Here is a 13317-nt window from a genome sequence, read left to right as displayed (position 1 = left end):
CCCCGCGTCTTCCCGCCGCCCCGAGCTCCCGCACCGGCACGGCTTCTGGGTGATCGCCGTCGCCTTCCTGACCGTCATGGCGTTCTCGACGGTCCCCACTCCGCTCTACTCGATCTACCAGGAGCGCGACGGCTTCCCCGCCGTCGTCGTGACGATCGTCTTCGCCGCCTACGCGGTCGGAGTCGTCGCCAGCCTCTTCCTCGCGGGCCACGTCAGCGACTGGCTCGGCCGGCGCCGCATCCTGCTCGCGTCGATCCTCGTCGAGGTGCTGGCCGCCGTCGTGTTCCTGCTCTGGCCGGAGGTGCCCGGGCTGCTCGTCGCCCGCCTGCTGACCGGCCTCGGAGTCGGCGCCCTCACCGCGACCGCGACCGCGCACCTGTCCGAGCTGCGGGCCGTGGCCCGTCCCGACGAGGGGCCGGGAACCTCGCGCGCCGTCTCGACCCTCGTCAACATGGGCGGACTCGCGCTCGGCCCGCTCGTCGGCGGGATCCTCGCCGTGACCGTCGACCGGCCGCTCGTCGTGCCCTACGAGGTCTTCCTCGTGCTGCTCGTCGTGCTGGGCGTCGCCGTCGCGCTGGTGCCCGAGACCGTCGAGCGCCGGGAGGTCCTGCCCGCCTACCGTCCGCAACGGCTCGCCGTTCCCGCCGAGTCGCGCGGAGCCTTCCTCTCGGCCGCGGTCGGCGCCTTCGCGGGCTTCGCCGTCTTCGGCCTCTTCACCTCGCTCGCTCCGACCTTCCTCGCCGTGCGCTTCGGGGAGACGTCGCACCTGCTCGCCGGCGCGGTGTCGTTCGGGGTCTTCGCCGCAGGGGCGGTGGCGCAGCTCCTGTCGGCACGGCTGTCCGCCCGCCCGGCGCTGCTGATCTCGGCCGTCGCCCTCACCGTCGGCCTCGTCCTGGTCGCGGTCGGCGCTGTCGCCGCCGCTGTCGTGCCCTTCGTGGCCGGGGGAGTGCTCGCCGGCGCCGGAGTCGGGCTCCTCTTCCGCCTGTCCCTCGCGGTCGCGGGCTCCCTCGCCTCCGATGCTGCGCGCGGCGAGGTGCTGGCCGGCATGTTCCTCGCGGCGTACCTCGGTCTCGCGGTGCCGGTCCTCGCGATCGGCGCGGCGCTGGCGTTCCTGCCCGCCGTCCCCGTCCTCCTCGGCTTCGTCGCCGTGGTGCTGGTGCTGGTGCTCGCCGCGATCGGCCGGATGCTCCGCTCCCGTTCCGCCTGACCCGGTCTCCCCGGATCGCCTCCGGCTCGCAGGATCCCCTCCGGCTCGACTGGATGCCCGGATCCCGCGAGCCGATCGCAGTCCGATGAGCCGAGGAGCCGGATCCCGCAAGCAGGAGGTCGCCCGACCGCGGACGCCGCCGCGGCATCGGCCGCTCCGCTCCCGCCCGCCGTCGCCGGTCACAATGGGGGCATGAAGCTCTTCTCCTTCGGCCGCGACCGCGACGACCAGAACCCCCTGCCCGCGAACGACCGCGGATCGGGGAAGCTCGACGACTACGACTACGACCTGCTGCCCAAGTCCCGCCGCGGGGACACGCTGCTCACCCTCGCCGACAGCACCCCGCACCAGGACGAGCTCGCCCGGGTGCTCGCGCTCGGCGAGGACGAGATCACGGCGGTCATCCCGCGCCGCACCCTCGAGGAGGAGCGCGTGGACGCTCCCATGCCGGGCCGCCTCTTCGCGAACCACCGGCCCTCCGACCTGGTCGGCTACGTGCCGCGCGGGCTCGAGAACGTCGTCGACGCGGCCCTCTCGCGACTGTCGGAGGCGGGGAAGCAGCCCCGCGTGCCCGCCCGGATCGTGACGGTCAAGGGCGCGCTCCGGGTGCAGCTCCTGATGCACGAGACCCGCGGCTGACCGGCGCCCGCGCCGCGCGGCGCCCCGCTTCCTGGCCCTCGGGCACCCGCCCTGATAGCATGAACCGGTTCCGAATCCGCAGCGGCCGCCGGCCGTCACCGGGTTCGAACCACGGAGCAGGCCGGCAGGAAGCTGGTCCTCGGTGGTGGAGTCCCGGTTCACAGGTGCGGCGTCGTCGCGCAGGAGGCGACCCGGAGCTTTTCTACTGGTGGCCAGCACGAACGCCCTCCACACGACGGCACGGCGCGACGCCCTGCCGTGGAATCGTCTCGATTCCTGACCGGAACTCTGCTCCGACGAACGCCGGCGCCCAGAACGGGTGCCGCTGCATACGTTGAAGGAGACAGAACCTCTTGGAAGGTCCTGAAATCACATTCGCCGAAGCCGTTCTCGACAACGGCTCGTACGGCACCCGCACCGTCCGCTTCGAGACCGGCCGCCTCGCGCAGCAGGCTCAGGGAGCGGTCGCCGCGTACCTCGACGAGGACACGATGATCCTCTCGGCCACCTCGGCGTCGAAGAACCCGAAGGACAACTTCGACTTCTTCCCGCTGACCGTCGACGTCGAGGAGCGCTCCTACGCCGCCGGCAAGATCCCCGGCTCGTTCTTCCGCCGCGAGGGCCGTCCCTCCACCGAGGCGATCCTGGTCTGCCGTCTGATCGACCGGCCGCTGCGCCCCTCGTTCGTCGAGGGCCTGCGCAACGAGGTCCAGATCGTCATCACGGTCCTGAGCATCGCCCCCGACGAGTTCTACGACGCCCTCGCGATCAACGCCGCGAGCGCCTCGACCCAGATCTCGGGACTGCCCTTCTCGGGCCCCATCGCCGGTGTGCGCCTCGCGCTCATGTCCGACGGCTCGGGCAACGACCAGTGGATCGCGTTCCCCAAGGCCTCGCAGCTCGAGAACGCCGTCTTCGACCTCACCGTCGCGGGCCGCGTGGTCACCAACGAGGACGGCTCCTCGGACGTCGCCATCATGATGGTCGAGGCCGAGGCGACCGAGGGTTCCTGGAACCTCATCAAGGCGGGCGCCACCAAGCCCGACGAGACCGTCGTGGCCCAGGGCCTCGAGGCCTCCAAGCCCTTCATCCGCGCGCTCGTCGAGGCGCAGGCGAAGATGGCCGCGAACACCGCGAAGCCCGTCAAGGACTACCCGGTGTTCCTGCCCTACGCGCAGGAGACCTACGACAACGTCGCGGAGCTCAGCTACGACGAGCTCGTCCGCATCTACTCGATCGCCGACAAGACCGAGCGCCAGGACGCCGACGACGTCCTCAAGGCGAAGGTCAAGGAGCAGATCGCCGAGCGCATCGCGTCGGGTCAGCTCTCGGCCGAGGCCTACGGACAGGTCTCCGCCGCCTACAAGGGCGTCACGAAGGTCGTCGTCCGCGGACGCATCCTCCGCGACGGCGTGCGCATCGACGGCCGCGGCCTGGCCGACATCCGTCCGCTCGACGCCGAGGTGCAGGTCATCCCGCGCGTCCACGGCTCGGCGATCTTCCAGCGCGGCGAGACCCAGATCATGGGCGTCACCACGCTGAACATGCTCAAGATGGAGCAGCAGATCGACTCGCTGTCGCCCGTCACCAAGAAGCGCTACCTGCACCACTACAACTTCCCGCCCTACTCGACCGGTGAGACCGGTCGCGTCGGGTCGCCGAAGCGTCGCGAGATCGGGCACGGCTTCCTCGCCGAGCGCGCCCTCGTGCCGGTGCTGCCCTCGCGCGAGGAGTTCCCCTACGCGATCCGCCAGGTGTCCGAGGCTCTCGGCTCCAACGGCTCGACGTCGATGGGCTCCGTCTGCGCCTCGACCCTGTCGCTCCTCAACGCCGGTGTGCCGCTGCGCGCGCCGGTCGCGGGCATCGCGATGGGCCTCGTGTCCGACGTCGTCGACGGTCAGACCCGCTACGCGGCGCTGACCGACATCCTGGGCGCCGAGGACGCGCTCGGCGACATGGACTTCAAGGTCGCCGGCACCGCCGAGTTCGTCACCGCGATCCAGCTCGACACGAAGCTCGACGGCATCCCGTCGTCGGTCCTCGACGCCGCGCTCAAGCAGGCCAAGGACGCGCGCAGCACGATCCTCGCCGTCCTCACGGCCGCGATCGACCAGCCCGACGAGATGGCCCCGACCGCGCCCCGCGTGATCTCGGTGCAGATCCCCGTCGACAAGATCGGCGAGCTGATCGGCCCCAAGGGCAAGACGATCAACGCGATCCAGGACGAGACCGGCGCCGACATCTCCATCGAGGAGGACGGCACCGTCTACATCGGCGCCGTCGACGGACCGTCGGCCGAGGCCGCCCGTGCCCAGGTCAACGCGATCGCGAACCCGACGAACCCCGAGGTCGGCGAGCAGTTCCTCGGAACCGTCGTCAAGCTCGCCACGTTCGGCGCGTTCGTCTCGCTCCTCCCCGGCAAGGACGGACTGCTGCACATCAGCGAGGTCCGCAAGCTCGCAGGCGGCAAGCGCGTCGAGAACGTCGAGGACGTCCTCGGAGTCGGTCAGAAGCTGCTCGTGCAGATCACCAAGATCGACGACCGCGGCAAGCTGTCCCTCGCGCCCGTCGTGGCCGAGGAGGCCGACGCCGAGGCGCCGGTCGAGGCTCCCGTCGAGAGCTGATCCCTCCCGCACGTCGTGACGCCCGTCCCACTCCGGTGGGGCGGGCGTCCGTCGTTCCCCCGATGGGGTAGCGTGGCGGAACCGTGCCGTCGCACCGCCCCGACCGGAGGAACACCGTGACCGACCCGACGCCCCTGGCCCTCGAGCCGGAGACGCCTCCTGGGCCCCACCGCACCCTCGGTCTCACCGGCCTCCCCGTGCATCCGCTCGCCCTCGACGGCTCCGTCTTCGGCTGGGCCGCCGGGATCGACGACACCACCGAGGCGCTCGACGCGTTCGCCGCGCTCGGCGGCACGCTGATCTCGACCGCCGACCACTACGCCACGGGGCGCAGCGAGTACATGATCGGGCGCTGGCTCGAGGCGAGCGGCGCACGGGAGCGCATGCTCGTTGCCACGAAGGTCGGCCGCCACCCGGATGCACCGGGCCTGGCACCCGGAGACGTGCGCGCCGCCGTCGAGGGCAGCCTCGAGCGCCTCGGCACCCGCATCGATCTGCTCTCGTTCGACAGCGAGGATCCGGAGGTGCCGATCGAGGAGAGCCTCGCGGCGGTCGCCCCGTTCCTCGCGAACGGCTCCGTCGGCGCCCTCGGCGCCGCCCACTTCAGCGGCGAGGCCCTCGCCCGCGCGCACGAGGTCGCGACCCTCCAGGGCCTCCCGGTCTTCTGCGTCGTCGTGGCCGAGTACAACCTGATGGAGCGCAAGCACTACGAGTCCGACGTCGCGCCCGAGGTGGAGCGGCAGGGTCTGGGCACGCTGGCGCGTCTCCCGCTCGCGAGCGGGTTCCTCACCGGCGCCCTGCGCCACCGCTCGGACGAGCCGCAGTCGGTCATGTTCGAGGCGGCCCTCGACTACGTCGGGCGCCACGGCACCAAGGTGCTCGCCGTCCTCGACGAGGTCGCCGAGGCGCACGGAACCAATCCCGGCACCGTCGCCCTCGCCTGGGTGCTCTCGCACCAGGAGGTCTCGGCCGCGATCGTCCGTGCGAGGGGCGCCGCCGAGCTCGAGTCCGTCTTCGGAGCGGCCGCCCTGCCGCTGACCCGCAGCGAGATCGCCCAGCTCGACCGCGCCTCCGCGTGAGGCGGGGGTCCTCGTGGACCCCCGCCCCTTGTCAGCGGCGCAGGATGCGCGCCTCCCACGGCCCGAGCGTGGTCCCCGCGGCACCCGCGACGTTCCCGAGCACCGTCTCGGCGCCCGTCCACTCCTCGAGCAGCGGCACCTCGAGCGGTTCTCCCGACACGTTGCCGACGACGAGCAGCTCGCTCGCGCCGGTGCGCGTGAACGCGAAGAGCGCCGGATGCTCGGGCTCGAGCAGCGAGAACCGGCCCAGCTGGACCGTCTCGTCGGCGTGCCGGAGCGCGATCAGCGCCCGGTAGTACTCGAAGACCGAGCGCTCCGCTGCGCGGTCGGCGGCGACGTTCAACTCGGCGGAGTTGGGGTTCACCGGGATCCACGGCTCGCCCGTCGTGAAGCCGGCGTTCCGGGTGCCGTCCCACTGCACCGGGGTGCGCGCGTTGTCGCGGCTCTGCGCGCGCAGTCCCGCCAGCACCTGCTCGGGATCCTCGCCGCGGTCGCCGACCGCCTCGGCGTAGTAGTTGAGCGACTCGACGTCGCGGAAGTCCTCGATGCCCGAGAAGGGCACGTTGGTCATCCCGATCTCCTCGCCCTGGTAGATGTAGGGCGTTCCGCGCTGCAGGTGCAGGAGGGTGGCCCAGAGCGTCGCCGACTCGTAGCGGAACACTCCGTCGTCGCCGAAGCGCGACACCAGCCGCGGCTGGTCGTGGTTGTTCAGGTAGAGGCTGTTCCAGCCGCGCTCGGCCAGTCCGTCCTGCCAGCGGGCGAGATTCGCCTTGAGCGCGACCAGGTCCAGCGGCACCGGGTGGAACTTGTCGGCACCGTGGTCGATGCCGACGTGCTCGAACTGGAACACCATGTCGAGCTCGCGGCGCTCGGGATCGGTGACGAGGGCGGCCTCCTCGAGCGTCACTCCCGGCATCTCGCCGACAGTCAGGTACGCGCCCTCGCGTCCGGCGAACACCGCCTCGTTCATCTCGCGCAGGTACTCGTGCAGCCGTGGGCCGACTCCGCCGACGATGCCGGTCCCGCCGCCCGTTCCGTCGATCTCGTCGAGGTTCTTCGACACCAGGTTGATGACGTCCATCCGGAAGCCGTCGACGCCGCGGTCGAGCCAGCGGTTCATCATCGCGTGCACCGCGCGGCGCACCTCCGGGTTCTCCCAGTTGAGGTCGGGCTGCTGCACCGCGAACAGGTGGAGGAAGTACTCGTCGGTCGCGGCGTCCCGCGTCCAGGCCGGGCCGGAGAAGTACGAGCGCCAGCCGTTGGGCTCGGCGACCTCCAGGCCGGCCTCCGCGGCGGCGTCGAGCTCGGGCGACCCGCCCGCCGCGGCGCGCCCCGTCCGCCACCAGTACCAGTCGCGCTTCGGGTTCTCGCGCGAGGAGCGCGACTCGACGAACCACGCGTGCTCGTCGCTCGTGTGGTTGACCACGAGGTCCATCACGATGCGGATGCCGCGCTCGTGCGCCTCGGCGAGCAGCAGGTCGAACTCGGCGAGATCGCCGAAGAGCGGGTCGATGTCCTCGTAATCCGAGATGTCGTAGCCGTTGTCGTGCTGCGGCGACGGGTAGACCGGCGACAGCCACACGACGTCGACGCCGAGATCGGCCAGATGGTCGAGCCGGGAGCGGATGCCGCCGAGATCGCCGATGCCGTCGCCGTTCGAGTCCGCGAACGAGCGGGGGTAGATCTGGTAGACGACGGCGCTGGTCCACCAGGGTGCGGACGGGGGCGGGGTGAGGGGCTCCATGAGGCCCGAATCTAGCGCCGGCGCGCCGTCGCCGAGGGGGCGCCGCTCCGTCGTCCGTGGACAGCGGAGGAGCTTCGCAGCGGGGGAGGAGTCGCCCGTGTAACGATCTGGTGAACCGTCCCGCACCGCCTCGCAGCGCCCGCTCGGCACTCGACTACTCTCGGTCGTGGCGGGACCCGAGCCGCCGCAGGGAGAGTGGTGGCGTGCCGAGGCTGAAGGCCCGCGCGACCGTGAAGGCATCGCGTCACGGAGCATCCGCCACCGCGTCCGAGGGCTCCGTCGGCGACACCGGTCCGGTCGTCGCGCACACCGCGCGCCGCTCGCTGGGCGACTCCGCCCAGGCGCTGTTCCCCCTCCTGCTCGACGCCGCCGTGCTCGGTCGCCGGGGCGCCGAGGGCGGCCCCGAGCTGCTCGAGCGCTACGCGGCCTGGGGCGGGAACGGCGTCGTGGTCACCGACACCGCTGCCTCCGCTGCGGGCGAGGAGACGGTGGGGCGCTGGCTGGCGGGCCACCGCGACCGCGATCGCTTCCAGCTCCTCGGCCGCCTGGGCTCCTCGGCCGACTCCGAGCCCTCGCCCCGCGCCCTCGTCGCCCGGGTGGAGGAGTCGCTGCGGCGCCTGCGCACCGACCGCCTCGACGTCCTCTCCGTGCGCCCCGACGGCGCCGGGCGCCTCGACGAGCTCCTCAGCGCCGTCGAGGTGCTGCTGGCCCGCGGACAGGTCCGCACGGTCATCGCCTCCGGATTCGCGCCCGAGGAGCTCTTCGAGGCGCGCGTGCTCGCCGGGCACGGCCTGCCCCGCTTCGCCGGGGTCGAGGTCCGCTACAGCCTGCTCGAGCGCTCGGAGGCCGAGGGCGACCTCGGTCTGGTGGCGTCCGGTCAGGGCCTCTCCGTCGTCTCGACGGCTCCTCTCGCGCACGGGTTCCTGCACGGCGCGGCGCGCACCCGCCGCGAGCTGCGCGCGCTGCCCGAGGGCGCTCTGGCGTCGGTGCACCTGGGCCGGCGCGGGCGACGGGTCCTCACGGCGCTCGACGCGATCGGAGCCGAGCTGTCGGCGAGCACCGCGGCCGTGGCGCTCGCCTGGCTGCTCGCCCGCCCCGGCGTGACGGCCGCATCCGTCGCGCCGTCCTCGCCGGCCGAGATCGACACGCTCGTCCGCGCCGTCTCGATCGAGCTCGATCCCTCTCACCTGGCGGCGCTCGAACGCGCTCAGCGCTGACGGAGGGCCGTGCGCCGACGTCGGTGCGCGTTCACGTAGTGTGGGGCGGATGAATCACGGCGTGGCACTTCCCCTCGACCAGCCCGAGACGACGGTCCAGGCGGCAGGCGGATCGCTGGTCCGCCGCTCCGTCCTCCCCAGCGGGCTGCGCATCCTGAGCGAGGCGGTGCCGGGAGCCCGCAGCGCGACCATCGGCTTCTGGGTCGCCGCCGGATCGCGCGACGAGCAGCCCGCCCGCGCCGCCGACGGCGACCGCCCCGCCGCACCGTCGAACTTCGGCTCGACCCACTTCCTCGAGCACCTGCTCTTCAAGGGCACGCGCTCGCGCTCGGCGCTCGACATCGCCGTGGCCTTCGACTCCGTGGGCGGGGAGCACAACGCGCTCACCGCCAAGGAGTACACCTGCTACTACGCGAAGGTGCAGGACCGCGACCTCCCGATGGCCGTCGAGGTATTGGGCGACATGGTGACGTCGAGCCTGCTCGACCCCGACGAGTTCGAGACGGAGCGCGGGGTCATCCTCGAGGAGCTCGCCATGGCCGACGACGACCCGGCCGACGTGGCCGGAGAGCGCCTGTTCGAGGCGGTGTTCGGCGAGCACCCGCTCGGCCGGCCGATCGGCGGGAGCCCGCAGACCATCGGCGAGGCCACGCGGGAGGCCGTGTGGGCCCACTACCGCGCCGCGTACAGACCGCGCGACCTCGTCGTGACCATCGCCGGCGCCGTCGAGCACGAGGCGCTCGTGGCGCAGCTCCAGCGCGTGCTCCACTCCGACGGCTGGGACCTCTCCGTGCCGTCGGCGCCCGTCGCCCGGCGCGTCGGCCGCGAGGCGGCGTACGAGCGAGGCAGCGCGCTCTCGCTCGTGCACCGGCCGACCGAGCAGGCCAACGTCCTCATCGGCTTCCCGGGGCTCGCCGCCGCCGACGAGCGCCGCATGACGATGGGGGTGCTCAACTCGATCCTCGGCGGCGGCATGTCCTCCCGCCTCTTCCAGGAGATCCGCGAGAAGCGGGGCCTCGCGTACTCGGTCTACTCGTTCGCGCCGTCGTACTCCGACGCCGGTCTCTTCGGTCTCTACGCCGCCAGCACGCCGGCCAAGGCGGGAACCGTCGCCGAGCTGCTCGTCTCGGAGTTCCACCGCCTCGCCGAGGACGGGGTCTCCCGCGACGAGATCGCGCGGGCGCACGGGCAGCTGTCCGGGGCCGCGGCTCTGGCACTCGAGGACTCCGACACGCGCATGTCGCGTCTGGGCCGCGCCGAGCTGACGTTCGGCGAGTTCGTCGACCTCGACGAGAGCCTGCGCCGTCTCGCGCGCGTCGGCGCGGAGGATGTCCAGGCTCTCGCGGCAGACTTGGCCGGGGGGCCCGCGTCGATCTCGGCGGTCGGCGCGGTCGACGCGTCGACCTTCGTCGGAGTCGTCGACATCGAGAGCGCTCCCGCCGTCTGATCCGTTCTCGCGAACGACCGCCCACCGCGCACCGTCGCGCCGCACCCGGGGGAGCCCCACGTGTCCCATTACATCTACCTCGTCCGTCACGGCGAGCAGCAGGACGCCGAGCACGGGATGCCCGACGGCCCGCTCTCGGCCCGAGGCGAGAGGCAGGCCCGTCTCATCGCCGAGCGGCTCGGCGGCGTCCCGTTCACTGGCGCCTGGCACTCCCCGCTGCGGCGGGCGGAGGAGACGGCCGCCCGGTTCCGCGCGGTGCTGCCCGGACTCTCGATCGAGCCGTCGTCACTCCTGTTCGACTGCATCCCATCCGGGCCGACCCCCGACATGCCGCGTGCCTTCGACTCGTTCTTCGGCAGCGTCACCGCGGCCGAGATCGAGGCGGGCCACGCTCAGATGCAGGACGCCGTCGCCGAGTTCCTCGCCCCCTCGCGCGAGGACAGGCACGATCTCCTCATCACCCACAACTTCGTGATCGGCTGGTTCGTCCGCCACGTCTTCGACGCACCGGACTGGCGCTGGCTCGGCGTCAACCAGGCCAACTGCGGCCTGACCATCATCCGCGTCCGCTCGCGCAAGCCCCCCGTGCTCGTCGTGCACAACGACCTCGCCCACCTCCCGGTGGAGCTGCGCACGGGCCTCCCCGAGGCGCAGCCGTACTGAGCGCCGTGCTGCGGGCGGGAGGCGCCGAGGACGAGGCGGCGTTCGTCGACCTCTGGTGCGAGGCGGCCGAGGCGCGCGACGGCGCGCCCGCCGGCCCCGGCGTCCGTGCCCGGGCCTTCGCGAAGCTCGACTCCGAGCGCCTCGCGTTCCTCGTCGCGGACGAGGACGCAGCGCCGGTCGGGTTCGTGCTCGTCGGGGCGCCGGGGACCGGATTCACCACCGACCCGCCGGGCGCCGCGTACCTCTCGATGCTCGCCGTCCGGCCCGGCCGCTGGGGGCGCGGCCTCGGCCGCGCTCTCCTGCTCGCGGCGGAGCAGTCGGCCGCGCAGGTGGCCGACGAGGCGGTCCTGCACGTGCTCGCGGCCAACGCGGCCGCACGCGGCCTCTACTCGACGAGCGGATGGACGCCGTCCGGTGCGCCGTTCGCGCACCCGGTCTCGGGAGCGCCGGTGCTGACGCTGGTGCGGCGCCTGCCCTCCTGAGCACCGCCGTTGTTACGCTGGCCGGGTGACTACTTCCGTCGCCGTCGTCGGCGCGTCCGGCCGACTCGGCTCCCTGACCTGCTCGCTCATCGAGGCCTCCGACGAGTTCGAGCTGGTCGCCCGGCTCGGCTCCCGGAGCGACCCGCACGAGATGCTCGTGGCCGACGTGGTCGTCGACATGACGGTCCCGGCCGTCAGCCAGGGCGTCGTGGACCTCGCCGTCGCGAACGGCCGGAAGGTGCTCGTCGGGACCTCCGGATGGACGGGCGACCGCATCGCGGCGCTGCGGCGCAGCGTCGAGGAGCAGCCGGACGCGGGAGTGGTGATCATCCCCAACTTCTCGCTCGGCTCCGTCGTCGCGACCGCGCTCGCCACGGTCGCCGCCCGCTTCTTCGACGCCGTCGAGATCGTCGAGACCCACGGAGCGCGCAAGGTCGACTCGCCCTCGGGCACGGCCGTCCGCACTGCCGAGCTCATCCTGCAGGCCCGCGCCGAGCTCGGTCCGGTGCAGGCGCCGCACACCGATCAGCGCGCCCGCGGGCAGCAGGTCGCGAGCATCCCCGTGCACAGCCTGCGGCTGCCCGGGGTCGAGGCGCGCCAGGAGGTCGTCTTCGGCGGCACGGGAGAGACGGTCACGCTCCGGCACGACACGTCCTCGCCCGCCTCCTACGAGGCGGGAATCCTGAAGGCCCTGCAGGCGGTGCGCTCGACGACGGGCGTCGTCGTCGGACTCGACGCCCTCCTCGACCTCCGCGCGGCGTTCGACGCGGCGCCCCTCGCCGAGCGGGCCCCGGCCGAGCAGGTCCCGGCCGACGACGCCCCCTCCGGACAGGCCGCCGCCGCGACGAGCACCCCGTGAGGACCCGCATCGGCGTCGTCCTGATGGCGGTCCTGCTCGCCCTCTACCTCTTCGTCTGCCTGCAGTACTCCGTCGTCGCATTCGCGGCGGGGACGGTCCCCGGCATCGTGATGGGCCTCGGACTGCTCATCCTCGGCGGCGTCGGCGTGTGGGGCCTCGTGCGCGAGCTGCTGTTCGGGCTGCGCGCCGAGCGGCTCGCCCGTCGGCTCGAGGCCGAGGACGCGCTGCCGCAGGAGGTCCTCGACTCCCGCGCGAGCGGGCGCCCGCTCCGGGAGGAGGCGGACAGCCTCTTCCCGCGCTACGCCGCCGAGGTCGACGCCGACCCGCAGAGCTGGCGCGCCTGGTACCGCCTCGGACTCGCCTACGACGCGAGCGGCGACCGCAAGCGCGCCCGCGGAGCGATCCGGACCTCGATCGGCCTCGAGAAGGACGCTCCGGCCTGAGCCGGAGCGACGGCGCTCAGGCCAGCACCCACTCCAGCGCCTCGGCGACCGTGCGGTGCCGGAAGACGAAGCCGTCGTCGAGGAGGCGCTGCGGCACGAGCCGCTGACTCGAGAGCAGCAGCTCGTGACCGGCGTCGCGGAGGGCCAGCTCGATGATCTTCTCGGGCACCGGCAGCTTGAACGGGCGGTGCAGCTGCTCGGCGAGGGTGCTCATGATCTCGTTCGCGGTTGTCGGAGTCGGTCCGGCGAGGTTGACGGGGCCCGAGAGGGTGGAGGTCAGGAGGTGGCGGATCGCCGCCGCCTCGTCGTACAGGCTGATCCACGGCCAGACCTGCTCTCCGCCGCCGAGCGGACCGCTGAGGCCCAGCTTCGTCAGGGGGAGCAGCGGCTTGAGCGCTCCGCCGCGACCCAGGACGAGACCTGTGCGGATCGTGGCGACGCGGGTCGACTCAGGCGCGAGGTGCGCCGCCTGCTCCCAGCGCTCGACGACGTCCGCCAGGAAGCCGTCGCCGCGCGAGGACTCCTCCGTCAGCTCCTCGCCGGGGCGGTCGCCGTAGAAGCCCACGGCCGAGGCGTTGAGCAGGATCGACGGGGGAGTGGCGGCCATCCGCATCGCGTCGGTGATGGTCTGCGTCGCCTGCACGCGCGAGTCGAGGATCTCGCGCTTGTAGGACGCCGTCCACGGCAGGCGGCTGATCGAGGCGCCCGAGAGGTTGATGACGGCGTCGACGCGGTCCAGCACGCTGAAGTCGAGCATGTGCGAGGTCGGAGCCCAGTGGTACTCGTCCGCGCTCTCGGGTGCGTGGCGCACCAGGCGGAAGATCTCGTGGCCGTCGGCGCGCAGCTGCCGCGTCAGCTCGGAGCCGATCATGCCGCTCCCCTCAAGGTGCTGATCTCGGGCGCGAGCGGCATG

General features: G+C 72.7%; 12 protein-coding genes. 10 read left to right on the top strand and 2 right to left on the bottom strand.

The genetic code is table 11. The annotated features are described in order from the left end of the window. From NB037_RS15830 to NB037_RS15815, 4 genes are all read left to right on the top strand, one after another. Positions 1-1207 (top strand): MFS transporter (locus NB037_RS15830; RefSeq protein ID WP_279309008.1); only part of this gene is annotated, 1207 nt, incomplete at its 5' end. A gap of 192 nt (positions 1208-1399) precedes the next feature. After that, positions 1400-1846, top strand: a complete 447-nt coding sequence (locus tag NB037_RS15825) for a hypothetical protein (RefSeq protein WP_251947405.1) — start codon at positions 1400-1402, stop codon at positions 1844-1846. 353 nt (positions 1847-2199) lie between these two features. Then, complete coding sequence (locus NB037_RS15820; RefSeq protein ID WP_207407766.1) at positions 2200-4470, top strand: polyribonucleotide nucleotidyltransferase; 2271 nt, start codon at positions 2200-2202, stop codon at positions 4468-4470. Between the two features lie 116 nt (positions 4471-4586). After that, on the top strand, positions 4587-5549 hold the full coding sequence (locus NB037_RS15815; protein ID WP_251947403.1) for an aldo/keto reductase: 963 nt from the start codon (positions 4587-4589) through the stop codon (positions 5547-5549). A 31-nt stretch (positions 5550-5580) separates the two neighbouring features. On the opposite strand, the gene NB037_RS15810 is transcribed toward NB037_RS15815, so the two are convergent. Continuing rightward, entirely contained in the window at positions 5581-7293 is a 1713-nt protein-coding gene (locus tag NB037_RS15810) for a glycoside hydrolase family 13 protein (RefSeq protein ID WP_251947400.1), read from the bottom strand. 203 nt (positions 7294-7496) lie between these two features. Between NB037_RS15810 and NB037_RS15805 the strand changes: the two genes are divergently transcribed. The 6 genes from NB037_RS15805 to NB037_RS15780 are packed head-to-tail and all read left to right on the top strand — an operon-like array spanning position 7497 to position 12404. Then, positions 7497-8510: an aldo/keto reductase gene (locus tag NB037_RS15805; protein WP_251947397.1), complete on the top strand. Its 1014-nt coding sequence runs from the start codon at positions 7497-7499 to the stop codon at positions 8508-8510. Between the two features lie 49 nt (positions 8511-8559). Next, on the top strand, positions 8560-9957 hold the full coding sequence (locus NB037_RS15800) for a M16 family metallopeptidase (RefSeq protein WP_251947394.1): 1398 nt from the start codon (positions 8560-8562) through the stop codon (positions 9955-9957). A gap of 60 nt (positions 9958-10017) precedes the next feature. Then, positions 10018-10620: a histidine phosphatase family protein gene (locus tag NB037_RS15795; RefSeq protein WP_251947391.1), complete on the top strand. Its 603-nt coding sequence runs from the start codon at positions 10018-10020 to the stop codon at positions 10618-10620. Between the two features lie 5 nt (positions 10621-10625). Further along, positions 10626-11102: a GNAT family N-acetyltransferase gene (locus NB037_RS15790; protein WP_251947388.1), complete on the top strand. Its 477-nt coding sequence runs from the start codon at positions 10626-10628 to the stop codon at positions 11100-11102. Between the two features lie 25 nt (positions 11103-11127). Further along, complete coding sequence (gene dapB, locus NB037_RS15785) at positions 11128-11961, top strand: 4-hydroxy-tetrahydrodipicolinate reductase (protein ID WP_251947385.1); 834 nt, start codon at positions 11128-11130, stop codon at positions 11959-11961. Continuing rightward, on the top strand, positions 11958-12404 hold the full coding sequence (locus NB037_RS15780) for a hypothetical protein (protein WP_251947382.1): 447 nt from the start codon (positions 11958-11960) through the stop codon (positions 12402-12404). The genes dapB and NB037_RS15780 overlap by 4 nt, the downstream gene beginning before the upstream one ends. A 16-nt stretch (positions 12405-12420) precedes the next feature. Here the strand turns inward: NB037_RS15780 and NB037_RS15775 are convergent, their stop codons facing one another. After that, the gene (locus NB037_RS15775) at positions 12421-13275 is read right to left on the bottom strand and encodes a TIGR01777 family oxidoreductase (RefSeq protein WP_251947379.1); all 855 of its coding nucleotides are present in this window, start codon (positions 13273-13275) and stop codon (positions 12421-12423) included. Between the last annotated feature and the right edge of the window lie 42 nt (positions 13276-13317).

The organism is Rathayibacter rubneri, from assembly GCF_023743255.1.
In the GTDB taxonomy this organism is placed as follows: domain Bacteria; phylum Actinomycetota; class Actinomycetes; order Actinomycetales; family Microbacteriaceae; genus Rathayibacter; species Rathayibacter rubneri.
This window is presented reverse-complemented; position numbering and strand designations above follow the sequence as displayed.

Coding starts and splice junctions, on each gene's coding strand:
- NB037_RS15800 (WP_251947394.1), top strand. CDS start 8,560: ATGAATCACGGCGTGGCACTTCCCCTCGACCAGCCCGAGACGACGGTC.
- NB037_RS15810 (WP_251947400.1), bottom strand. CDS start 7,293: ATGGAGCCCCTCACCCCGCCCCCGTCCGCACCCTGGTGGACCAGCGCC.
- NB037_RS15775 (WP_251947379.1), bottom strand. CDS start 13,275: ATGATCGGCTCCGAGCTGACGCGGCAGCTGCGCGCCGACGGCCACGAG.
- NB037_RS15825 (WP_251947405.1), top strand. CDS start 1,400: ATGAAGCTCTTCTCCTTCGGCCGCGACCGCGACGACCAGAACCCCCTG.